Genomic DNA, 23,409 nt, shown 5'->3' on the forward strand with positions numbered 1-23,409 from the left:
AGATTGAAGTATGAAAAAGATAATAGTTTCTGTATTGTTGTCATTCCTGGCTGTCTTTACTTTTGCACAGCAGGAAGAAGCTCTTGAAACAAAAAGCAGCAGGAAACTGACAAAGGAGGAAAAAACTGAATTACGGCGCATTCACGACGTGGAAGTCGCCCGCATGGTTGATTCTCTTGTGGCAAAAAAGAGGTTTGTACTCGAAGCGGATTACTTAAGCAATCAGACAGGGGAACGTATCATGGTAAACAGCCTGATCAATTTCATTATAGTGGATTCATCCGACATTGTGATGCAGATTGCTTCAACTACCGGTATCGGCGGTACAAACGGTATGGGCGGTGTAACCACAAGGGGACATATCTCCCGGTTTGATGTTCAGAAAACCGGACGCAATAAAAATGGGTACTGGATAAGACTTATGGCAAATACAACTCTTGGAACCTATGATATTTCACTTAATATCTCGCCGGGTTCAAATACTAACGCTTCCATATCCGGTCTGAGTCACGGTAAGCTGAATTATCACGGCATTATAAAACCGATCGAACGATCAAAGGTTTACCAGGGAATGACAATATAGGCTGTAGGCTGTAGGCTATAGGCTGTAGGCTTTGGGATGAGCAATCACCTATAGTCTACAGCCTATAGTCTACAGTCTTTTTTTTTTGCTATCTTTCCGGTAAAATACAACCGGATGAAAAATAATTACCTTGCCCGAAACGCCTGGATCGCAGGATTAGGCGGATTTCTCTTTGGTTTTGATACTGCAGTGATATCAGGTGCTGAAAAAGCAATCCAGGAATTATTTCAACTTACCGGCTTCTGGCACGGTTTTACTGTTGCTGTCGCACTTATAGGTACCATTATCGGTGCCATTGCTGCCAGCAAGCCTGCTGATCATTTCGGACGTAAAAAAGTACTTTCCTTCATAGCTATTCTCTTTTTGTTTTCATCGTTGGGAGCCGCCCTCTCTAACCAGTGGATCAGCATAGTGATCTTCAGGTTCCTTGGAGGACTCGGAGTAGGTGCGTCATCGGTTATCGGTCCTATGTATATTGCCGAAATTTCACCGGCTGAAAAGCGTGGCAGGCTTGTGGCGTTATTCCAGCTTAATGTGGTAACCGGCATCCTCCTTGCTTTCCTTTCAAATTATATTATCGCCATCGTCTCCGATCAGACAAGCTGGCGTTGGATGCTGGGCGTTCAGTCGTTTCCGGCTGCCATATTTTTCCTCCTGTTATTCCTGATTCCTGAAACTCCAAGGTGGCTGATGATGAAAAAGAACAAAGCCCTTGCCGTTGAAACGCTGGGAAAACTGGGAGAGAAAAATATCGATGCTCAAATAGCTGCTATCGAAGAGTCCATCACTTCTGAAAAACATATCCGGTCAGAGAAATTGTTTTCCGCGAAACTAAAATTACCCCTGTTGCTTGCTTTTCTGATCGCCTTTTTTAACCAGTTTTCAGGTATCAATGCCATTATGTATTATGCACCCAGGATATTTGAAATGGCTGGACTTGACCGCACTTCGTCATTATTCCGTTCAGTATCGGTAGGTTTTACAAACCTTGTATTTACACTGATTGCCATGATGATCATTGATAAGATCGGGCGTAAAAAACTTCTTCTTACAGGTTCTGTTGGCATGGTGTTTATGCTCCTGCTGGTGTCGCTAGGATTCCTTGTAAAGAGTTTCGGAGGTGCTGCAGTACTGGCGGGACTTATCGGTTTCATAGCCTTTTTCGCCGCCTCACAGGGTGCCGTTATATGGGTTTTCATATCCGAAATATTCCCCAATAAAGTAAGAGCTAAAGGACAGTCGTTCGGAAGTCTTACCCACTGGCTTTTTGCCGCCCTGATTTCATGGGTATTCCCTGTAATTGCTTCGGGAAATCCATTAAATACAGGCTTCGCCTTTATATTTTTCGCCCTGATGATGCTGCTTCAGTTCTTTGTCGTTTATTTCCTGTTCCCTGAAACGAAAGGAAAAGCGCTCGAGCAGATTCAGAACGAATTGGGATTGTAGATCAGCGATCCCCGAGCATCTGGCTGTTCAGCATAATCCTGAACACTAATTCTCTTGAACTTCCCGGAAAGGGATAGAATCCGCCATCATAGGGCTGTATGAACGGTGGCTTTTCATTCAGTATGTCAAAAACTGCACATGAAATATCTAATCCTTTCACCAGTAAATCATGATAAACGAGTGAAAAATTGATAAGATAGTCAGGACCAACCGGACTAACCAATGGATTTTCTTCGCTGTCAACATCCGTATATGCGTATTTCTTTCCGATCAGGACTGCGGATGGATTCAAAGTCATGTGCGGGCCAAGGTTTATGCCTGTATTAAGTGCCAGTTTCTGCCTTGCCAGTGCAAGTGCATCATTGTTGTGACCCGGCACTGCATATAATTCGGGAATTTTGCGGAAAGCCTGTGTATAATATGAATAGTTAAGGGTTAAATAGCCCTTTGAATGAATAACCTTCCATTCAATTTCCATTCCGTCACTTCCTGAATTATCGGTGTTTTTGTACCCCCAGTCGGTTCCCGGATCCCAACCGCCATTATCAAAATACATGATGCTTTTATTAATGGCTATATCAAAAATATTGGCTGTGATGAACATGCTGTTATTCAACCTGTAACCCATTTCAACTTCGGTGATATACGATTTCTCAGGCCTGATACTGTTTGCTACGTCAATATTGCCAATGGCGGGTGACCGGAATGCACTGCTGAAAAGAGCCTTAAAATGAAATTTACCAAAAACACCCGTCAGACCTATTCGCGGGGCTGCAGCCCATCCGTATTTACTGTTATGTTCCGCCCGGATACCGGCTACCATATTAACTTTACCCATTTTCCGGATTCCTTCGGCATACAGGATCAGGTTGTTCAGTCTCAGGTTGCGGCTTGAATCCGAAAAGAAATAACCTGAATCCTCTATACAGTGACCGTAATCAGAATAATATTCTATACCTGCTACAAGGGTTGTTTTATCATCGGGTAAATAATTCGACATTAACGAACCTGCCAGCCTGTTGATTCTGAAATTTCTCCAGTAGTCTTTTTCAAAATAAGGCCTGTTGTATTTGTATTTTAATGAGGGAATTATATTGAGTTTATTATTGATGTGATAATTGTATTTTATCTCACCCAGCGCACTCCTGAATTCGTTTACCGAAGCTTTATTACCTGTAGCACTGTCTTCAAAATAATTATATTGTGTTTTATAATCATCATAAATAAACCGGAAACTGAAAGTGTCATTCGTTGCTGAAAAATTGATCTGCCTTGTGTTAATCTCACTTCCTCCTTCGGAAAGGTCAATTATATTATCATGATTGCTGATATACTCAATGAAAGGCTGATCACTGCGGTTGGCTTTGCCGATAAATTCATGTGCTGCTATGTCCCAGCTTCCGATATTGAAACCGGTGCTTACATTTATATTGTCCCTCGCTGTATTATTTCCGCTAATGCCATATGTGCCTGTAACCCTTGTTCCATTCAGATCCGATCCTTCATCTGTAATAATATTTATAACACCCAATTCAGCCGTGCCTCCATACATAGTTGATCCGGGCCCGCGTATGATTTCAATCCGTTTAATCTGGTCCACCGGAAAGTGATTACCGAACGGAATGTTTGCATAGCTTAACTCATTAACCGGTAAACCGTCAATCATCATCAGGATCTTACCTTCATGCACCCAATTTCCTCTTAATCCGACCCCGACTACTCCCTGCACATCATAGCCGAAATCAAATCCCGGAACCATCCGCAATACATCAATCAGATCCCTGGCTCCTGAATTGGTAATTTCTTCTTTTGTAATAAAGGAAACAATACCGGGAGTTTCACGCGGTGTTAATATCACTTTGGATGCCACACTGGTTTTCAGGTTCAATAATTCATCTATTGAAATTCCCATTTTTTCAGCAAGGAACACCAGGTTTTCCATACTTAAATCAAGCAACTGGTCCTTTGTAAGAAGCCGGATTTCTTCTCTTGTCATCGTTGCGATTTGTGCACTGTCAAGCGTTTGGGCCGAGACACTGCTTAAGCCCTGAATCAGAATAAATGCAGGTATGCAGAAACCGTATTGAATGAGTGATTTTATGCTGTTTTTCATAGTCTTTCAATTTACAACCTTGCCTAAAGAAAACAGGGACGAGAGAACCGTAAGCCCGCAGCTCTCTACATTCGTTTTTGATATTTCAAAAGTTAGTTTTCCGTCCTTATTAATAAAATTGATACCGGATCCTTCTTTGCAGCTTCCGTCTTTTTCAGTTATAACCAGGAAATTCTTGTTTTTTGATAAAGGAACGATTAAGGGTAAATTATCAGTCTTAGAAGCGGTTACATACAGAATGTGACAGTCTTCGATTTCATGTACTGAATTAATTGTGCGGATTTCAATCTGGGAATTGCCAACTTTTTTCTTAAGGGCAATATCGGATAACTCAGCTGCCAAAGGGGTTTTTCCTAAGATCAGAATCAGGAAATTTCCTGGTTTCTGAGGCCAGTCGAGATACCTCGTAAAATTATAAACAAAAATTGATTTCAGCTTTTCCTCCTGGGCATGACATGTGTTACCTGAACCCAAGTATAATGCTGCAAAGAGAAACATCCAGCATACCTTTTTCCGGAACATAATATATAACGTTTGAGTGTTTCAAGCGATTACCGGGTTTGGCAGAACAACACTTCAGTTATGTCTTGCTGAGCGTTTACGCTGAGCTCACGACTTACCTATAACTATGCCCAAAGGTCCATTGGATAAACTCCTTTTTCAACCAGCTTCTGAAGACTGTTCATCACAAGGGGTTTATCTTCTTTATAGGTAACTCCGAACCATTTTTCATCTGTATGCAGGGCTTTAACTTTTGCATCACCCGAACGAATCACTTCGTTCATGGCAAAAGGAATATAAAACTCTGCATCGGGCTTTTCAATATTATTTTTCAGGAATTCTGAGAACTGCTTTTTAAGATGAGTGAACATGCTTGGCCTGAACCCGATAAGATTCATGGAAACAGGTTCCTTCCCGTTAAATGAGACAGCTTTTCCTTCAAGGTCGCCGGTGATCTGGTCGCTGTTCCTTGCTATTTTTTTATGTTCTGCAATGGTTGTCAGGTACCCGTCATGATCAACATGGCAGACGCCTCTTGATACCGATCCTGATTCCGATAAGGTATTGTCGAGCTGGTATGACACAATGCAATATTCCTCAATAGGGCCCTTTTGTTCTGCGGACAGGAATTTACCCATCACTTCATATGAACCGGCGCCATAAAAGTCGTCCGCGTTGATCACTGCAAACGGTGTGTTAATGGCATCTGCGGCCATGAGCACAGCATGGCCGGTTCCCCAGGGCTTTACCCTGTTAGCGGGAAGCGCAAAACCAGCCGGCAGATTACCGAGTTCCTGGTAAACAAATTGAATATCCGCCTTTTTAAAAGCCCGCTTAAGAACAATTTCCCTGAAGTCGTCAACGAATTCACGTCTCACTACCATCACGATTTTTTCAAATCCTGCCCTGATGGCGTCGTAAATTGAATATTCAACTATGGTTTCCCCTGACGGACCAAATCGGTCAACTTGTTTCAGACTTCCATAACGGCTGCCCATCCCGGCAGCCAGGATTAAAAGTGTAGGACGCATCCCTGTTTTTATTGAGTAAGTTCTTTAATTCGTTTTCTTAAATCATTCACTTCCCGGCTCAATTCTTCTTCACGTCGGGCTGATTGCTCCTGTGTAGCCCTCAGCTCTTCCATATTCTGCCTCATTTCTTCTTCCTGTGAAGACATTTCCTCGGCCTGTTGCTGCGACTGTTCAAGTAACAGAGCAGTCTGTATCTGGGCTTTGCTTGACGAAATGGTTGCCGCAATGCTCTCACCGATTCGCTCAATGAATTCAATAACATGAGCCGGGTAATTTTCGAAAGAGGCGATTTCAATCAAACCGTAAATCACATCATTATATACAAGAGGAACAATCAACAGGGCTTTCGGACTGTCTTCGCCGAGACCTGAAGTGATTTTCATATAGTCATGCGGGATATCAGTAAGATAGATTCTCTCTTTTTCCTGGTAACAACGGCCGACAAGTCCTTCACCGATTTCAATGCGCTTTGTTATAAATTTCCGGCGGTCAAAAGCATAACTGGCTTTCATTTCAATGAACAAGTCGTTCTTATCGTTGTCATTGACGATATAAAGTCCGCCCTGGTTGGAATTCGTGTATTTTACGAGATTGCTTATAATATTATAGGAAAGTTCGCCCAGGTCATTTGTATTGGTACGGAGTATATCACTGAATTTAGCAACGCCCTGTGCTGCCCAGTTCCGGTGTTCATCCTCTTCTTTGCGGCGATCTTCTTCATCGGCGGCTTTTTTCAGTTCGTTTCTCATTTCAAGCAAAGAATGACCCAATACGTCTTCATCACTCAACGGTTCAAAATGAGAATCAAAGTTGCCCTTACCAATGTCGACAGAAAAGTTGAAAATGTTTGTCAGGCCTTTTACAAGGTTATTCAGCGCACCGGCCATCTGGCCCAGTTCATCGGTACCTTCTTCAAGCTTGTCTTTGGGAAGAACACCACGGCCCATTGACTGCAGTATGTTTTTGGTGCGGTTGATCGGAACCACAAGTGAATTAATAACCAGTACGCCTACAATAATGGCGCCCACAACAAGGATCAAACCCATAATGAATATCCAGTTCTGAAACCTGTTGAAAGTAGAAAGCATTTCCTGGCGGCCTTTTTCAACGATGGCATCCTGTGATTTTCTTAACTTGTCAATTTGTTGAAGAACTCTGTGCGTCAGAACCATAACATCGCCACCTTCTTCAGTCATGGGGGTTACCTCAAATACGATAAAGGTATCATCATATTTTTCAAGTGAATTCAACTGGCTCATGATGTACTGATGCTTCGGGAACAACGAATCCACGATCACCGAGTCGATATGATACAATTGCTTTCTGAAATTGACACTATCCCATAACTGACTTAACTGTTTAAGGGTATCCATCACCATTTTGTAATCGGTTTCATGGAGGGATTTCAGTTTGAGCTTATCGGGTGTATCCGAAATATGATCAATTGAAACCCATGATTTGATGAGCATACGGGAGTCGCTGATCTTCGTGTACAATTCCGAAATATACTCCTGCGAAGGAGTGTACACGTTCATTATGGTTTCATTGATATTCCGGCTCTTCTCAAGTGTTTTACTTGTAACCCATGCATTGATGATAACAGCAACGGTTATGATACCAAAACCCAATCCGATTTTGGCAGCGATTTTTAGTCTCATGGTGATGACTGTTTTTATTTCTTTAAGAAATTTAAAAAAAATAAAAAAATGACTGACCTATTCTCTTACTACTTTTTCAAAAAAAGGTTTGTTATTTTTTTAAATACTTGTCGATAGCGCAGGATAATTTTTGCAGTGCCTGCTCAAGGATAACACGGGGACAACCGATATTGATCCTCTGGAACCCCTCTCCTTCCCTGCCAAATTGGGGTCCATCATTAAAACCAAGCCCGGCCTCGTGAATCATGAACGATTTCAATTTTTCCGGTCCCATCCCTAATCCTTTGCAATCAAGCCACACCAGATAGGTGGCCTCAGGCACCATCACTTTGATCAATGGGATGTGCCTTTTTATGTATGCCGAAAGGAAGTCGAGGTTTCCCTGCAAGTATTGCATCAGCTGCCGGAGCCAGTCGTCACCGTAATTATAGGCGGCTTCGGTGGCAACATAACCAAAGATATTACCTGCGCCCACGTGCACCAGGTCGAGCATTTTCTCATAACGCTCTCTCAGTTCAGGATTTGAAATGACAAGATATGCCGATGAAAGCCCTGCCAGGTTGAACGTTTTGCTGGGCGACATGCAGGTGATTGTGTTTGCTGCTATTTCACCGGAAAGCCCGGCAGTGGGAATATGCTTGTAAGCTGGATAAACCAGGTCGGAATGTATTTCATCAGAAATCAGAAGCACATTGTGGCGGATGCAGATTTCGGCCACTTTTTTAAGAGTTTCAGCCGGCCAGACCATTCCTCCGGGGTTATGGGGACTGCACAGAAACATCATCCGGGTATTTTTGCCGATCTTACTTTCAAGGTCATCAAAATCCATTTCATACCGGCCGTTTTCAAGGCGGAGCGGATTTTCAACCAGCAGCCTGTTTTGGTTCCTGATTACTGAAAAGAAAGGGAAATACACCGGCGGTTGAATGATAATGCCATCGCCCGGGTTGGTGTATGTCATGATCAGCAGACTCAGGGCCGGAACCACACCCGGGGAAAAGGATATCCATCCCGGCTGGATCTTCCATTGGTGATGGCGCAGGTTCCACTGAACTATGGAATCGAAATAGGAATGCGGAGTAATGCTGTAACCGAGAATTTCATGTTCAAGCCTTTTCTGAATCGCCCCGATAACAAAATCAGGTGTCCTGAAATCCATATCAGCCACCCACATCGGAATCACCGAATCATTCCGGAATACAACTTTTCGCAGATCATATTTTACACAATCGGTTTGCTCGCGGTTAACGATTTCATCAAAATTATAATGCATACACTTCGGATTCAGTTCACTAATTTAGGTATTTTTGTACAAAACCATTGCGTGATCCCTGTTAAACCTAAGAAAAGCCTTGGTCAGCACTTTCTGACCGATAAAAACATAGCCCGGAAAATTATTGCCGGATTAACATGGAACGGCTACAATAATCTGATCGAAATTGGTCCGGGTATGGGAGTGCTCACTGAATTTTTGCTTGAATTGCAAAATAAAGAAATCCGCTTTCTTGAAATTGACAACGAATCAATTGACTACCTGCAGGGCCGGTTTCCTGGTTCCGCTGATAAAATAATAAGGGCTGATGCACTGAAAACCGATCTGAGTTCGATTTACGATGAACCTTTTGCAGTGATCGGCAATTTTCCCTATAACATTTCAAGTCAGCTGTTCTTTAAAATTCTTGAAAATAAAGACCTTGTTAAGGAAACCGTTTGCATGATCCAGAAAGAAGTGGCAGTGCGACTGGCGTCACCACCAGGAAGCAGGGATTATGGTATTCTGAGTGTTCTGTTGCAAGCCTGGTACAACATCGAATACCTGTTTACAGTTCCTCCCCAGGTATTTATCCCTCCTCCCAAAGTGCAGTCGGCTGTAATCAGGCTTACCCGCAATCAAAACAACCAGCTCGGTTGCAACGAAGAGTTATTTAAGAAAGTGGTGAAAACGGCGTTTAACCAGCGCCGCAAGACCCTCCGGAATTCAGTTAAAAGTTTGTTACCCGATGATCCGGGAGATCCTATTCTGCAGAATCGGCCTGAACAACTTGGGGTGGGTGATTTTGTGCGACTTACGTTATTGATAGAAAAGGAAGGTTAAGGATTTCCGGATGTTTTCGGGAATGCATATTAACATATCTCAGAAATTAGGTATTTTTGATTACTCGGAAATCACAAGTTACTAACCAAGCTAATCAACTATGAAAAAATCTATTGTTTTATTTATCCTGTTATGTTTTGTTTCAGTGACATTCAGCCAGGTGATAGACGGCGAAAAAACACTTAAAACAAGAACAGCCGATACCCTTATCGGATGGAAAAAAGGAGGTGTGGTAAATATAAGTACCGCGCAGACTTCATTGACAAACTGGGCCGCCGGAGGTCAGAGTTCTATGGCTGTTAACGGCCTGCTGAATATATATGCACACAATAAACAGGAAAAAACACTCTGGGAAAATTACTTGATTTTAGGATACGGAACATTAAAACAGAAGTCAACCGGCTGGTGGAAAACCGATGACCGGATCGATCTTACATCCAAGTATGGCCGGGAATTAACAAACAAACTATATGCAGCCGGACTGTTCAATTTCAGAACACAAATGGCAACCGGTTACAATTACCCGAACGACAGTGTAAAAATCTCCGACTTCCTTTCGCCGGGATATTTGTTGTTTGCAGTCGGACTCGATTATGTACCGCTGCCCAATTTTACCCTGTTCTTTGCCCCGCTCACCTATAAGCTGACAATTGTTAGTGATGACGTACCGGCCGAAGCCGGTGCATTCGGCGTAGACCCGGGTGACCACACAAAGGCTGAATTCGGAGGATATATAAGGGCATCCTATCAGAAAAACCTGATGGAAAACGTAGCCCTGCAGACCAAGATTGATCTGTTCACCAATTACCTGAAGGACTTCGGTGTTGTGGATGTGAACTGGGAAACCATGCTTTCTTTCAAGGTAAATAAATACATATCCGCCACGCTTTCTACACAGCTGTTATACGACCAGGATATAACGATCAGAAAGGAAGTTGATCCGGGTGTTTTCGAGGAATACAATTCCAAAGTCCAGTTCAAGGAAGTGCTTGCAATCGGTTTGTCCGTTCAATTTTAAACCTAAATAGAAACAACCAATGAAAATTTTACAGGAATTCAAGCAGTTTGCCATGAAAGGCAATGTAGTTGACATGGCTGTCGGTATCATTATCGGTGCTGCTTTTGGCAGAATCGTGAGTTCTCTCGTAAATGATGTGCTTATGCCACCGCTCGGCCTTGCCATTGGCGGAGTCGATTTCACAGAACTCAAAGCCGTATTGAAACCTGCAACCCTCGATGCGGCCGGCAATGCAGTACAGGCAGTTACCCTGAATTACGGTGTGTTTGTACAAACCATTATTGATTTTATCATAGTGGCATTTGCTATTTTCATGCTGGTTAAAGGTATGAACAGCCTTAAAAAGAAAGAAGAGGCAGCACCAGCTGTTCCTCCGGCACCCACTACCGAGGAAAAACTGCTTACAGAAATCAGAGACCTTCTGAAAAAGTAAAAAAAGAACCCCGGAAATACCGGGGTTTTTTTATATTTCATTCCCTATTCATCAATTACTCAACGATAATAAATCTGTTATCATTGAAATCGTTCGTTTCATCAGAAAAAAAAGTGCAGAATACATTTATTTCATATACTTGTATTGAACATTTCATTATCCCATGGAGATCATTTCATTGCCCCCTTCCAATTACTCACCCCTTGTGGATTTCAATCCTTCGGGCGTGCTTTCAATAAAAGGAAGATCTCTTATGATTGATGCTGCCGGTTTTTATGAACCTCTCATCCGGTGGATACAAGAACTTGATGCTGAAACCATTCACTTTTCAATTGAAGTGGATTATTTCAATACGGCATCCATGAAAAGACTGATGGAAATGTTAAAAATGCTGGACTCCCGGAACAACATGAAGGAGTTTGTTGTATATTGGGGCTTTGAACAAGATGATGAAGACGTCCTGTTCAAAGGCCAAATCCTGGAAGAACGATTAAAGAATGCCAGGTTCCTGTTCAAGGAACTTACAGGAGTTTAATTTAAAATTACACTATGGAAAAAACTTGTACTTGTCCAATAATTGAAGATTGTACCGTGTACGTCAACGATCTCACTCATAACGAAATTGTAGGTCTCACATACCGCGATCTGTATTGCCTGCAGGTTAACAAAAAATATAAAAACTGCAAACGTTACCTGGCATACAGGATACTGGGCAAGCCGGCGCCCCGCAATGTTTTGCCGAATTCCAGCATAAAGCTGGAAGAGCTCCGGTAAGACTTTTCAAACCCTAATCTTCCTTCCTGCTTACCAACATATAAAAGTCATTTTCAAGGGGTAAATAACCCTGGTCATAACAGAAATAGTACACGGTTCCGGTTCGTGTGGTGTAGATATTGGTTATAAAGCCAAAGTCAAAACCCTTTTTTACAAGCCGTGACCTGTGTAGCCTGATTTTCCCTTCAGGGTTCAGGGAGGCCATGATATTCCTGTTCCTCTTCAGAATACCATTTATTTTTCTTACATACTGGCTGCCTGCCACGCTTTTCAGCTTGTTGTTGTAAGTATTCCGGCAAGCGTCGGAACAAAATTTCTTATCGGTGCGGCCATGCAGGATTTCGCCGCATTCAAGACAGTGTTTCTCCATAACGCAACATATTGGATTTCTGATATATAATCGTTTGTACACGTGTACAAACATTTACTTTCGCTTATAAACGACAATAAACTCGTATTAACCGAATAACCGCGCCGGCTGTAGGTTACTTTGAACTGTCAAATTGAACTCTTAAAACCAACAGTTTTTTAACATCTAAATTTACGTATTATGAACAATTTACGCAACAAAGTTCAGTTGATCGGTAACCTCGGTCAGAACCCCGAAATCAGGACCTTTGATAACGGAAGGTCGATGGCAAAGTTTTCTTTGGCCACCAGTGAATCATATCGTGATTCAAGCGGCAAGAAAATCCTCGAAACGCAATGGCATAATATTGTCGCATGGGGACCGATTGTGAAAACGATCGAAAAGCATTTCCTGAAAGGAACCGGCATTGCACTTGAAGGAAAACTTATACACAGGGTTTGGGAGGATAAGGAAGGGAAGAAAAGATTTATTACGGAAGTGGTGCTTAATGATTTCATGCTCCTGAAACCGAAAGAAGCTGAAACTGAGGAATAGAAACGTTACGAAAGACCTGACAGCGTCCGGAGGACCTGTCAGCGTCGTTTAAGTATGACCTGACAGAATCTTAAAGACCTATCAGAGTGATTTCTGTATCAAGATAATGCTAAGAAACTAACGCTGACAGGTCCTCCGGACGCTGTCAGGTTATTTCAGGTTGATGATGATCTCCGCAAATGATCCGACTACTAAATCAGCGCCGGCGGTTGTAAGTTCGGCCTCTGTAAATCCGGTTGTTATGCCGGTCACATAGCAGCCGGCTGCCTTTGCCGAAAGCACCCCGTTCGGAGAATCTTCGATAACAAACGCTTGTGCAGGCTTTATATTAAGTTTCCTGATGGCCATAAGATAGGGATCGGGATGAGGTTTGTGATTTTGCGTATCCTCTCCCATCTGCACCACATCAAACCACTTAAGGAACCCGAATTTTTCTTCCGCCGCCATCAGATCAGCTTTGGTGGCTGAAGTAACGACAGCCGTTTGTCTGAACATTTTCCTGGCGTGTTCCAGGAAGTCCATTGCCCCATCCACAAGCCTCATCCCATGGATGATTCCGAAATAGGTTTTTCTCTTGGATGCATCCATCTCTTCCGCTGTATATTTATGGATCGTAAGTTCAGCCGATACATATTTCCAGAAGGCCATGTCGGTTTTACCCTTGAATTCATTGAAGATGCCTTCTGGATAATCAATGCCATACCGGTTCAGAGTAATTCTCTTGGCTTCTGCATGCAGATCTTCACTGTTTATGATAACCCCGTCAAGATCGAAAATAATGGCATCAAATTGTTTTACAGGCATTCTACAGTTTAAATTACAGGTAATTACAAAAATATCGTTTTTTAATGTAACTTGCCTTTTCTGAATTTGTTCGCAGTAAAATGATGAAAGAATCAAAAATGACCGGCTGCCCGTTCTGTAGTGAATCAGTGAGACAATCTGCCTATTATTCGAACGGCGAATTCATTGCAATATATAACATCGCTCCTGTACTCCCCGGTCATTCACTCGTTATCCCTGCCACACATTATACATCAATTATGGCGCTAGATAACACGGCTCTTAACCGTTTTTTTGAAACAGCCCGGACAGCAGTGAAAATCCTGATGAAAGCCTTCAATACCGATTCATTCGACTGGTCAATACAGGAAAAACCTGAGGCGGGACAAACGATTGAGCACCTTCATCTTCACATTGTTCCAAGGCTGAAGGGCGATCTGAAAAGACCGGGCGATTGGTACCCGCTTCTACAGGATAATGACGAAGTGATAATCGACAGTATAGAACGAGCCAGGCTGAATCCTGCAGCCATGGAACAAATTGTGACCGAATTAAAACGAATTGCAACCACAATATCCTAATATTCACCTTAACATTTCACACCATGAAATTATTAAAACTGTCAGCCTGGATTTGTGCTATTTTGGCCTTGATGCTAATGATTCTCGGAGCAGTCTCCCTTCTTCTCGGCAATAATTTACTCGGCGTAAGGCATGAAGCCAACTTTTTCATTGTCGCCAACAGCTTCCTCCTGCTGGGCATTTTAAGCGTACTCGCCTTTCAGGGATGTAAGAAGAGTGATTAGTGATTAGTGATTAGTGATTAGTGACTGGTGACTGGTGGCTGGTGACTGGATGCCGGATGCTGACAACGGAGCGTCCTTAAGGCCCTATCGTCACAATCGTCCCTAAAGTCTCTGCCGCCCGATTGCTGAATACCATTTCCCCTTCGGTGGCACCGGGTCATACCCGTGTGTGCCCCAGGGATTACATCGTAAAATGCGCCAGATGGCCAGCAGGCTGCCCTTGAAAATGCCGTGAATCTTCAGAGCGTCAATGGCATATGACGAACAGGAGGGGATATGCCTGCAGGTCTTGGGCAACAAAGGCGAAATCGCATACTGGTAAATGCGGATCGGAATGATCATTAACCAGATAATACCCTTTTGCAGGTTATTCAGTATTTTCATACTAATCGCCTGAATATTCCACGAAATTACGGGGAGTCTCGTATAGCACAACCTGTATGGTGTAGGCTTTGCTGATTTGCTGCCGGATTATGTTCCATATGCTTACGGCAATATTTTCAGCGGATGGAATGGTATCGGCAAATTCGGGTACATCCAGGTTAAGGTTCTTGTGATCATACCGGTTTACAACATGTTCATCCACTATATCCTTCAGTTTCTTCATATCAAAAACGTAACCCGTTTCAGGATCCACTTCCCCGGTGAGTTTCACTACAAGGTCATAATTATGGCCATGGTAATTGGGGAGACTGCATAATCCGAATATTTCCTCGTTTTTCCGGTCATCCCATGATTTATTATAGATCCGGTGAGCCGCATTGAAATGCGCTTCACGACACACTGTGACTTTCATGATTCAATTGATTTAGTCATTACTTCTGATACCGGTCTCTTCTTTTCAAATAACGTGGCAGCATCCAGGATGTTTTCCGGCCTTCCCATCAGATATACAAGATCTCCTTTTTCAATCAGTGTTTCCGGGTCGGGATTGTCATACAGTTCTTTCCGGCGCACCATGGCTGCTATGGTTACCCCGTATGTATTGCGGAGCTGCATTTCAACAAGACTTTTTCCTATAACCGGAGATCTGTCATCCACCTTTACCGCGGTGATTTCAATGTTCGCCAGGTCTTTCAACGTTGCCAGGTCCGATTTGCCGTTTTTCTCCTGGAAAATCCCGTAATTATCATTGCGGATGCGGTTAATCAGCTGATCGATCTCACGGCGTGGTATCAGCAGTTTTGCCAGCACCCTGTCGAACAACTCGATTGAGGTTTCAAATTCCTCGGGTATGACTTTATTGGCACCGGCTGCGTATAGATCTTCAATGTCTTCAACCCGCTTGGTGCGAACTATTATATAGGCATTGGCATTAAGAGTCCTTACATTTTCAATCACAGCCATCGCCGTTATCATATTCCCTATTGAAATGACTACAATATCTGCTTTATCGGTATACGCTTTCAGTAAAATCGGCTCGTTTACTGCATCGCCATAAACCACATGTTCACCTTTTAATTGGCGTTTCCGCACCTCTTCGGGATCAAAAATTACTGAAACGTAGGGGAGTTTAAACTGTCTCGCCATTTTTGCCAGGTTCAATGCTCTTGAATCTTTTCCAATAAAAACAAGGTGCCCCCTGATTTCAGGAATATCGATTTCCGGCAACGGAAAAATTCCTTCCACCACCTTTTTCGGAAGATTCAGACGCCTGAGAAGGAATTCGGAAAAAGGTCGTGAAAATTTCATCAGCAGCGGGGTAAGTGCCATTGAAATCACCGCCACTGCAAGGAATAACTGGTAATGGAATGGGGTTAGCAAACTGTATGTCAATCCTAGTGAGGCCAGCAAAAATGAGAATTCCCCGACCTGGCTCAGTGCAATACCCACCATGATGGTACCCCTGAATGTATGTCCCAGCAGAAATGCCGTGGTTGAAGCCAGAATTGACTTAAAAAACACAACAAGGAAGACGGTCAGAATAACCAGGCCCGGATGATCAGCCACAAACCGCAGGTCAAGCAAAATACCGACGGAAATGAAAAAGAAACTTACAAACAGATCTTTGAGTGGTATAAGGTTTCCGAATGCGCTCTGACTGTAATCGGTATCAGAAATCATCAACCCGGCAAGGAACGCACCGAAAGCAAGCGACATACCCATCTTTGCCGTAAGAAAAGCTACGCTGAGACAAATCAGGAGCAGGGCCATCATAAACAGTTCCTGGTTTTTCGTAAGCGCTATGGCATGAAGAAGCCTTGGCATCAACCAGCGATTCCCGACATAAATAAATACTACAATAGCCACAGCTTTCAGCGCCAGAAACCACAAAGAACCCGTTTCAGCATGTTGTCCGCCAAGGATAGGTGTAAACAAAAGCAGCGGAACAAGCAGCAGGTCCTGGAAGATCAGGATGCCCAGAACAGTGCGCCCGTAATTGGAGGTTAACTCCGAACGCTCCTGCAATATTTTAAGCACTATGGCGGTGCTGCTCAGCGCCACAAGGAAACCCATGAAAAGAGAGCCCTTCCATTGTAATTCGTACATCCGGGCTATGAACATGGTAACCACAACCGTAAAAACAAGTTGCAGGAAACCACCCAGAAAGACTATTTTCCTGATCTTCAGAAGATGGTTCAGTGAGAATTCTATTCCGATGCTAAACAGGAGCATTACCACTCCGATTTCGGATACAAGCTTGATATTGTTATGTTCACCTATGATACCAAGGGCATATGGGCCGGCAATGATGCCCGTCATCAGGTAACCAAGGATGGTGGGAACTTTAATTTTCGAGAATACATAATTCACCACGGTCGAGAGAGCAAAGATGATCACTATGGCTTTAAGAAGGCCGAGTTCCATAATGCGTGGTTTTGCCTATAAAGATACGTCGTCAGGATTTGTTAAGCAAGATAAAATCCTGTTCGGTATTAACATTCAAAAACATCGGCCGGCTGCTTCCCGTGTGAATCAACGTGTATGTCGATTGCATAATGAAATCCCGCATGCTGTATTGTCCTTCCGACAAACAACGGTTTAATCCATCTATAACTCTTTTATTATATAATGCGCACAATGGCTCGAGGCTTCCGTCTTCATGTACAGGAACAACTACATCGTAACCGGCTTTCCTGTCAAGCATACTGCGCATGAAACCCGGGTCAATGAGCGGCATATCGCACGATAAAACAAGGTTCCATTCTGTTATAGAGTGTAAAAGGGCCGTCCAGATCCCAGCCATTGATGCGTTTATTGAAAACTCATCGGGGAATACTTCACAACCTGTGAATGCATATTCGGTCTTATTTGCACTGATGATAACTTTTGAACATACCTGACTGAGTAATGAAACAGCATGAGTTACAAGAGGCATCCCCTTGTATAGCAACAGGGCTTTGTCGGTTCCCATGCGACTGCTTTTGCCACCGGCAAGAACGATACCGGTTATCCTTTCATTTCCCGTGCTTGTCAATTCCATAAAGCATCATCAGTGAGTGCTCCATTGTCGGCAATATTTCGGCCATGTATTCACGTACGGCCTTGGGACTTCCCGGAAGGGCATAGATAAGGCTTTTCCCTGCCACACCGGCAATACTGCGGCTCAGCAAGGCATTTGGAAACTGCATGCCGTATTTTACTCGGATCAGTTCCATGATACCCGGTATTTCCTTAACGAGCATCGGCTTTAGCACTTCAGGTGTGATATCGCGTGGACCAATGCCGGTACCACCTGTAGTAATGATGAAATCAGCTTTGCCTGTAATATGCCCGCTTAAAAGCTCTTTTAGTACATCCGCTTCATCCGGGATAATTTTAAGTTCGAAAGATACAGGCCTGCCGGTTGATTCAAGATATTTCCGCATCATTTCATGAATTGCCGGTCCGCTTTCATCGGCATATTCTCCGGAATATGCTCGGTCACTCAGAGTGACAATCTTAACAACAAGAGTTTTGGGCTCGTAAATCAGCTCATTACCCGGCCTCAGGGTACCACCACGGATTACACGACAGAATATGCCTTCACGGGGCATCACGCAATCCCCGGTTTGCCTGAATATGGCACAGTTGTCGCCATGACATTTCTTCCCTATCTGGGTTACCTGTAATTCGAGGTCACCGCTTGTCAGCCTGTCGAGGGGGTGCATTGAAAACAACGGATAACCCAACGTGGTGATATTCTCTGCGAATTCACCAAAATGATAAGGTCTGCCGAAGGCCTGATTCATTTTTTCAATGCTTTCGAGCCCCAGCAGGCTGACCTGCCTGTGCCAAGAACCGGCATGGGCATCGCTCACTATGCCTTTATCATTAAGCTCAATCTTTTCAACCGGTTCTTTGACCGTTCCTTTCTGTTTCGAAATGTTTACCGAAACAACTTTGATAGGTTCCATGTTATGCAATGATTGCGGATTTTTTCTTTTCAATCAGCCGTATGGTAACAATCTCCATTTGCTTATCCACTGCTTTGCACATATCATAAACGGTAAGCAGTGCCACGCTAACGGCAGAAAGGGCTTCCATTTCGACACCCGTTTTGCCCGTGCATGAAACTTCGCTGATGATCTGCACGCCGCCCTCTTCAACGGAGGCGATCACCGAAATATGATCCAGACTGATGTTGTGCGACAGGGGAATAAGTGATGACGTTGATTTGGCAGCCTGAACGCCTGCAATTTCAGCAACAGTGAGTACATCGCCTTTTATCATGGCATTATCTTTGACAAGAGCAAGGGCTTCATCACTGATTTTGATAAATCCCGTGGCCCTGGCAATTCTCTTTACCACAACCTTATTGCCCACATCCACCATGCGGGCTTTTCCTGTTTCGGTTGTATGGGATAGCTTCATAGTCTGTTTGTCTGTTAGTGTTAGTAAAAGCCGTCATTGCGAGGAGCTTGACTGATTCTTGATTATAATAATATTTATGGCGACGAAGCAATCTGCCAGCACAGGAAAACCCTTGCTAAGTGTGACTCTTTTGGCATCGCCCTTCCTGTTCGTGCAGATTGCTTCGTCGCATTTACATACTTCATAATGAATTCAATATTCTGGCTCCTCGCAATGACGGCAGTGTTCATCCCCCAATATTATAAAATGCCCCTTTACGGTTAAAGCAGCCTTTCAGTGGTTTGGCATTGAGCGCTTCTGAAAAAGCTTTCTCAGCACCCAGTTCTCTCACTGAATATTCATTTTCACTGAAAAGACAAGGCTTGATCCTTCCGTTGGCAGTAAGCCTTAATCGGTTGCAGACAGAACAGTTACCGCCTTCACCGCCTTCAACAATTGAGAACTCACCCGATTTCAGGTCCATTTGCCGTATAAACCTTACTTCCAATCCCTTTTTATGGGCAAATTCCTTTACCAGATGTGCGTCTTCTTCAGTTGAACTGAGGCCTGTAACACAGTTTATTTTCACTGGTGTCAGTCCTGCTTCAAGGGCTTTATCTATTCCCCTGTACACATCGGCAATTTCTCCACCCCTGGTGATATAGCTGTACCGCTCAGGATCGGTCGTATCCAGACTTATATTAACCCTCTGCAAACCTGCCATTTTAAGCGGCCCGGCGAATTTGTCCAACAGCACGCCGTTTGTCGTCATGGCCAGATCGTTTATACCTTTAACCGACGCCAGCATGGCAACCAGATCAACAATTCCTTTTCTGACGAGGGGTTCACCCCCGGTGATCCTGATTTTATCAATACCCATTGATACCGCCACCTCAACCACATTCCTGATTTCTTCAAAGGAAAGGATATCCTCATGGTTCATCAGCTGAATCCCATCTTCAGGCATACAGTACCGGCAACGCAGGTTACAGCGGTCGGTCACCGAGATCCTCAGGTAATGAATATGTCGGTTATACTGGTCGTACATAAACCAATTGACCTTTATAATACTCTGAAATGCCTTCAGGAACTTCCATAATTCCATCAGCCATAGTGTAAGCCTGGATATGAGCCGAACCGTGGTATTCAAGCGGCAGGGCGGTTCCCTGCCAGGTGATTCTTACAGGAATAAAAAACAGGCTATCCGATTTTTTCCTTTTGTAAGAGCTTTCAAGGGGCATCAGCATTCTTCTGAGCGGTTCTATGCATCCGGTAAGACGGTTCAGAAGAGGTCTTACAAAAACTTCAAATATAACGTATGACGAAACGGGGTTTCCGGGAAGACAGGCAATGTACCTGTCCTCTTTGCGGGCAAGCAAAAAGTGTTTGCCCGGCTTCATATTAAGTCCGTGAAACAATGTTTCGGCACCCAGTTCTTTCAGCACATCAGGAATATAATCATAATCGCCCACCGACACACCACCTGAAACTAAGATTACTTTAAATGATTCAAGGGCGGATGAAATGATATGGGAGATTTTATCTTTTTCGTCTTCCACAATTCCCAGGTAACTCGTTATAGCGCCATACTGGATGCATTGTGCAAGAATCTGGTACCCGTTACTGTTCCTGATCCGGCCGGAACCGGGTTTTACATCCGGTTCGGTGAGTTCCGTTCCGGTTGATATGATGGCCACTTCAGGAGTTTTATACACCTCAGGCATGATACATCCGGTTGCTGCAAGCATGGCAACATGTGCAGGAAGAAGCTTTGCACCGGCAGGCACAACCACATCACCTTCTCTCACATCTTCACCCTGGCAGCAGATATTGCTGCTGCCCGGTTCGACAACACACCGAACGAGGTCACCCTGGATAACGGCATGCTCCTTCATCAGTACAAAATCGGCACCTTCCGGAATCATCCCACCCGTCATGATACGCGCACACTGCCCCGGGCCGATTTTCTTCTGAGGTTTTTTGCCGGCAGGAAGCTCCTCAACTATCTTGAGAATCCCGGAAAGGTCGGAAAACCGGCAGGCGTAACCATCCATTGCCGACTTATTGAACGGGGGCATATCGGTGTCCGACAATACATTCTTTGCCAGCACTCTTCCCAGACAGGCGGTTAAATCAACCATTTCAGCTGTAAGCGATACCGGGAGCCGGTTAATTATTTCAAGCGCTTCTTCGTATGATCTCATTTTCTGAACTGCCATTGATCGTTTTCTGTATATATGTTTTTTTCTTCCGGAATAAAAGCCGTCCCGTTAAAATCCATCCACAAATGATCATATGCTGTTAACGGTTCCAGTGAGGCTTTGATTTGTTTCCGGCCGCTTTCATTCACTATCACAAAAAGCCCGGGTTTAATCACATGTCTTAGCCCTCCCGATTCACAAATGATATAATGGTTTACCGACAATTCTGACAGCAACGGAACCAGTTCAGTGAGTTCCTTATCATCCGCCATGATATATAATGATTGGAGTGCTCCTGCAGCAAGCATCCTGGCGCTGTCTTTTCCTGAAGTCCGGCTGTCCTCCTCAACTATTGAAATTCCGTTTGAACCTTCATGTTTATGCGGACTTATCTTGATTGCAACAACCGGGGCAATAGCACCAATCCGGCTGATGAGACGGCAGGCAAGCGTTGTTTTGCCTGATTCACGTCCGTTACCTGCAATCAAAAGAATCCGGGGAAAATAATAATCTTCCATTTTCAGTATACAAACAATTTAATACTGGCCATGAGCAACACGGCTGCAAGAATATATTTCAGTTTTCCCTGCTGAAGCTTTTTGCTTCCCATCCAGGAGCCGGCTATTCCGCCGAGAATTCCTGTAATAATCCACACAACAAGCCTTTCATCATACTGAAAACCTTTCATCATAATGGCTGCCATACCGGATAAAGAATTTAGAAAGATGAACAACGATGAAACGGCAGCAGATTCTTTTACTTTCGCCCAATGAAAAAGAATCAGCAGAGGACTCAGAATAATTCCCCCTCCTATACCGATCATACCTGAAAAGAAGCCAAGCACGGCTCCGATTAATAGCGCTATGAACACCGGAGGTTCCGAAGGTTTATCGGTTATCGCGCCGGGCACAAACAACATACGGGCTACTGCAAACAGAAGGAATACCGCCAGTATCATTTCATATACCTGTGGGCGGACAGGAAAAGATGCACCCAGGAAGGCCATGGGTACAGATGATACAACAAACGGCAACACGAGCCGCCACTTAAAATAGCCTGCCTTTGTAAAGGCTATGAAAGAAATAGCTGAAACAAAGATGTTGAGGGTAAGTGAAGTGGATTTCATAAGTACCGGGGCAACACTGAATAGTGCCATTAAAGCAAGATAACCACTGGCTCCGCCGTGGCCCACGGAAGAATAAAGGAATGCTATTACAAATAGCAATGCAATAAACAGGTATTCCATACTGATCTCCTTTCCAAATTCAGGAATGACTCCATCGGGAGGCTCAGTCGTTTCCGTCTGAACCCATCGGTTTTCAGTTCATGTGATTGACATTTAGAAATGAAAACTCGGAGAAACAGCGTAAAAATAAACTATTTTTTAATCGTCAGGATAATTCGGGAAAACGTTTTTCGAGATCGAGGAACTGGTCGAGACTTTCAATACCTATTGTAAAGCACGACATATAATCCTGTGCCAGCGCGTACTTAATACATTCATCCTTGCGGTCGATCAGTTTACCCACACCGAATATTTTCATACCCATGATAACCTTACCGGATTGTTTCATTTGCTTTAAGATGGGTACAACAGTGGGTACCTTATCGTCCATGGAAACGCCGGCCGGATTGATCCGTGCCAGGTCAATCTGAACCCAGGGAGTTTCAGCGGCGGTTTTAAGGGCTTCCAACGTATGGCATGAAACGCCGTGTGCTTTAATTATCTTTTTCTGGCGTGCCTGTTCGAGCACTTCCATGGCACCTGCTTTTTCTTTTGGCCAGTCCTTGTTCACCATGCAATGCAGCAGGAGTATATCAATATAATCGGTGCCCAATTCCTTTCTGAACCTGTCGAGGTCTGCCTTCATTTCTTCTTCGGTGGAAGCGTGGGTTTTGGAAAGGATCACAACCTTTTCACGGGGGACCCTTTTCAGAGCCTCTTTCAGGTGCGGATGTGAGCCGTACTGATCAGCTGAATCCCAGAAGATCACTCCCCTGTCATAGGCAGCCTGCAGCAAATCAGCCACACCGCTTACACCCAGCTGGCGGGTCTGATTTGAATTCTGTGCCCAGCCGTTTGTTCCGGTTCCCATGGCCATTCTTGAAACCTGGATACCTGTATCGCCAAGAATAACTTTATCGGATATATACTTTTTACCGGGTTCAGGAACAGCCTTTAAACTCATTGGAGCCATTGCGGCCACGCTTGCCGTTACGGCAGCACCCTTGATGAAACTTCTGCGATCCATATGCTTATTCGGGATAGGTTTATGTATTTAAATTTATAA

Annotated in this window: 28 protein-coding genes and 1 riboswitch; of the genes, 10 read left to right on the plus strand and 18 right to left on the minus strand. The window is 43.9% G+C overall.

Translation table 11 applies throughout. The annotated features are described in order from the left end of the window. The first annotated feature begins 10 nt into the window (after nucleotides 1–10). Together VK179_13080 and VK179_13085 are read left to right on the plus strand one after the other, a co-directional pair. Nucleotides 11–583, plus strand: a complete 573-nt coding sequence (locus VK179_13080) for a DUF4251 domain-containing protein (protein ID HLO59673.1) — start codon at nucleotides 11–13, stop codon at nucleotides 581–583. A gap of 90 nt (nucleotides 584–673) precedes the next feature. Beyond that, complete coding sequence (locus VK179_13085) at nucleotides 674–2,029, plus strand: sugar porter family MFS transporter (GenBank protein HLO59674.1); 1,356 nt, start codon at nucleotides 674–676, stop codon at nucleotides 2,027–2,029. Between the two features lies 1 nt (nucleotide 2,030). On the opposite strand, the gene VK179_13090 is transcribed toward VK179_13085, so the two are convergent. The 5 genes from VK179_13090 to VK179_13110 form a co-directional block, all read right to left on the minus strand. Continuing rightward, a complete protein-coding gene (locus tag VK179_13090; GenBank protein ID HLO59675.1) occupies nucleotides 2,031–4,142 on the minus strand; it encodes a TonB-dependent receptor in 2,112 nt (703 codons plus the stop codon). Nucleotides 4,143–4,148: 6 nt separating this feature from the next. Continuing rightward, nucleotides 4,149–4,664 (minus strand): YfiR family protein, encoded by a 516-nt coding sequence (locus tag VK179_13095; protein HLO59676.1) that lies wholly within the window; start codon nucleotides 4,662–4,664, stop codon nucleotides 4,149–4,151. 104 nt (nucleotides 4,665–4,768) lie between these two features. Next, nucleotides 4,769–5,674 (minus strand): NTP transferase domain-containing protein, encoded by a 906-nt coding sequence (locus VK179_13100; protein HLO59677.1) that lies wholly within the window; start codon nucleotides 5,672–5,674, stop codon nucleotides 4,769–4,771. Nucleotides 5,675–5,682: 8 nt separating this feature from the next. After that, on the minus strand, nucleotides 5,683–7,332 hold the full coding sequence (locus tag VK179_13105) for a GAF domain-containing protein (GenBank protein ID HLO59678.1): 1,650 nt from the start codon (nucleotides 7,330–7,332) through the stop codon (nucleotides 5,683–5,685). Between the two features lie 91 nt (nucleotides 7,333–7,423). Next, nucleotides 7,424–8,605: a PatB family C-S lyase gene (locus VK179_13110; protein HLO59679.1), complete on the minus strand. Its 1,182-nt coding sequence runs from the start codon at nucleotides 8,603–8,605 to the stop codon at nucleotides 7,424–7,426. A gap of 51 nt (nucleotides 8,606–8,656) precedes the next feature. Between VK179_13110 and rsmA the strand changes: the two genes are divergently transcribed. The 5 genes from rsmA (at nucleotide 8,657) to VK179_13135 (ending at nucleotide 11,652) form a co-directional block, all read left to right on the plus strand. Next, nucleotides 8,657–9,427, plus strand: a complete 771-nt coding sequence (gene rsmA, locus VK179_13115) for a 16S rRNA (adenine(1518)-N(6)/adenine(1519)-N(6))-dimethyltransferase RsmA (GenBank protein ID HLO59680.1) — start codon at nucleotides 8,657–8,659, stop codon at nucleotides 9,425–9,427. A gap of 100 nt (nucleotides 9,428–9,527) precedes the next feature. Further along, nucleotides 9,528–10,445: a DUF3078 domain-containing protein gene (locus VK179_13120; GenBank protein ID HLO59681.1), complete on the plus strand. Its 918-nt coding sequence runs from the start codon at nucleotides 9,528–9,530 to the stop codon at nucleotides 10,443–10,445. Between the two features lie 19 nt (nucleotides 10,446–10,464). Continuing rightward, nucleotides 10,465–10,878 (plus strand): large-conductance mechanosensitive channel protein MscL, encoded by a 414-nt coding sequence (gene mscL, locus VK179_13125; protein HLO59682.1) that lies wholly within the window; start codon nucleotides 10,465–10,467, stop codon nucleotides 10,876–10,878. Between the two features lie 163 nt (nucleotides 10,879–11,041). Beyond that, nucleotides 11,042–11,413, plus strand: coding sequence for a DUF1987 domain-containing protein (locus VK179_13130; GenBank protein ID HLO59683.1), 372 nt, complete (start codon nucleotides 11,042–11,044; stop codon nucleotides 11,411–11,413). A 14-nt stretch (nucleotides 11,414–11,427) separates the two neighbouring features. Beyond that, on the plus strand, nucleotides 11,428–11,652 hold the full coding sequence (locus VK179_13135) for a hypothetical protein (GenBank protein ID HLO59684.1): 225 nt from the start codon (nucleotides 11,428–11,430) through the stop codon (nucleotides 11,650–11,652). 13 nt (nucleotides 11,653–11,665) lie between these two features. Here the strand turns inward: VK179_13135 and VK179_13140 are convergent, their stop codons facing one another. Continuing rightward, the gene (locus VK179_13140; protein HLO59685.1) at nucleotides 11,666–12,022 is read right to left on the minus strand and encodes a DUF2116 family Zn-ribbon domain-containing protein; all 357 of its coding nucleotides are present in this window, start codon (nucleotides 12,020–12,022) and stop codon (nucleotides 11,666–11,668) included. Nucleotides 12,023–12,202: 180 nt separating this feature from the next. Here VK179_13140 and ssb point away from each other — a divergent pair, with 180 nt between their 5' ends. Next, a complete protein-coding gene (ssb, locus tag VK179_13145) occupies nucleotides 12,203–12,556 on the plus strand; it encodes a single-stranded DNA-binding protein (GenBank protein ID HLO59686.1) in 354 nt (117 codons plus the stop codon). 150 nt (nucleotides 12,557–12,706) lie between these two features. Here ssb and VK179_13150 read toward each other — a convergent pair whose 3' ends face one another. Next, nucleotides 12,707–13,360, minus strand: coding sequence for an HAD family phosphatase (locus VK179_13150; GenBank protein ID HLO59687.1), 654 nt, complete (start codon nucleotides 13,358–13,360; stop codon nucleotides 12,707–12,709). A gap of 83 nt (nucleotides 13,361–13,443) precedes the next feature. Between VK179_13150 and VK179_13155 the strand changes: the two genes are divergently transcribed. Both VK179_13155 and VK179_13160 read left to right on the plus strand, forming a co-directional pair. Then, entirely contained in the window at nucleotides 13,444–13,920 is a 477-nt protein-coding gene (locus VK179_13155) for an HIT family protein (protein HLO59688.1), read from the plus strand. A 23-nt stretch (nucleotides 13,921–13,943) separates the two neighbouring features. Beyond that, nucleotides 13,944–14,144 (plus strand): hypothetical protein, encoded by a 201-nt coding sequence (locus VK179_13160; protein ID HLO59689.1) that lies wholly within the window; start codon nucleotides 13,944–13,946, stop codon nucleotides 14,142–14,144. Nucleotides 14,145–14,246: 102 nt separating this feature from the next. Here the strand turns inward: VK179_13160 and yidD are convergent, their stop codons facing one another. From yidD to VK179_13215, 11 genes are all read right to left on the minus strand, one after another. After that, on the minus strand, nucleotides 14,247–14,528 hold the full coding sequence (gene yidD / locus VK179_13165) for a membrane protein insertion efficiency factor YidD (GenBank protein HLO59690.1): 282 nt from the start codon (nucleotides 14,526–14,528) through the stop codon (nucleotides 14,247–14,249). A 1-nt stretch (nucleotide 14,529) separates the two neighbouring features. Further along, complete coding sequence (locus VK179_13170; GenBank protein ID HLO59691.1) at nucleotides 14,530–14,940, minus strand: 6-carboxytetrahydropterin synthase; 411 nt, start codon at nucleotides 14,938–14,940, stop codon at nucleotides 14,530–14,532. Next, nucleotides 14,937–16,952, minus strand: a complete 2,016-nt coding sequence (locus VK179_13175) for a monovalent cation:proton antiporter family protein (protein HLO59692.1) — start codon at nucleotides 16,950–16,952, stop codon at nucleotides 14,937–14,939. The genes VK179_13170 and VK179_13175 overlap by 4 nt, the downstream gene beginning before the upstream one ends. Nucleotides 16,953–16,983: 31 nt before the next feature. Next, nucleotides 16,984–17,568, minus strand: a complete 585-nt coding sequence (locus VK179_13180) for a molybdenum cofactor guanylyltransferase (GenBank protein ID HLO59693.1) — start codon at nucleotides 17,566–17,568, stop codon at nucleotides 16,984–16,986. Next, nucleotides 17,543–18,481, minus strand: a complete 939-nt coding sequence (locus tag VK179_13185) for a molybdenum cofactor synthesis domain-containing protein (GenBank protein ID HLO59694.1) — start codon at nucleotides 18,479–18,481, stop codon at nucleotides 17,543–17,545. Before VK179_13185 ends, VK179_13180 begins: the two co-directional genes overlap by 26 nt. Before the next feature lies 1 nt (nucleotide 18,482). Continuing rightward, nucleotides 18,483–18,938: a cyclic pyranopterin monophosphate synthase MoaC gene (moaC, locus tag VK179_13190; GenBank protein ID HLO59695.1), complete on the minus strand. Its 456-nt coding sequence runs from the start codon at nucleotides 18,936–18,938 to the stop codon at nucleotides 18,483–18,485. A gap of 226 nt (nucleotides 18,939–19,164) precedes the next feature. Next, nucleotides 19,165–19,965: a radical SAM protein gene (locus VK179_13195; GenBank protein HLO59696.1), complete on the minus strand. Its 801-nt coding sequence runs from the start codon at nucleotides 19,963–19,965 to the stop codon at nucleotides 19,165–19,167. Beyond that, entirely contained in the window at nucleotides 19,949–21,136 is a 1,188-nt protein-coding gene (glp, locus tag VK179_13200; GenBank protein ID HLO59697.1) for a gephyrin-like molybdotransferase Glp, read from the minus strand. The genes VK179_13195 and glp overlap by 17 nt, the downstream gene beginning before the upstream one ends. Further along, entirely contained in the window at nucleotides 21,118–21,636 is a 519-nt protein-coding gene (locus tag VK179_13205) for a hypothetical protein (protein HLO59698.1), read from the minus strand. The genes glp and VK179_13205 overlap by 19 nt, the downstream gene beginning before the upstream one ends. 2 nt (nucleotides 21,637–21,638) lie before the next feature. After that, on the minus strand, nucleotides 21,639–22,364 hold the full coding sequence (locus VK179_13210) for a sulfite exporter TauE/SafE family protein (protein HLO59699.1): 726 nt from the start codon (nucleotides 22,362–22,364) through the stop codon (nucleotides 21,639–21,641). Beyond that, nucleotides 22,355–22,489, minus strand: a riboswitch (molybdenum cofactor riboswitch). Its footprint overlaps the gene before it by 10 nt. A gap of 20 nt (nucleotides 22,490–22,509) precedes the next feature. After that, the gene (locus VK179_13215; GenBank protein ID HLO59700.1) at nucleotides 22,510–23,370 is read right to left on the minus strand and encodes an aldo/keto reductase; all 861 of its coding nucleotides are present in this window, start codon (nucleotides 23,368–23,370) and stop codon (nucleotides 22,510–22,512) included. Nucleotides 23,371–23,409: the final 39 nt, after the last annotated feature.

The sequence above is a fragment of the Bacteroidales bacterium genome, assembly GCA_035299085.1.
Taxonomy (GTDB): Bacteria; Bacteroidota; Bacteroidia; order Bacteroidales; family UBA10428; genus UBA5072.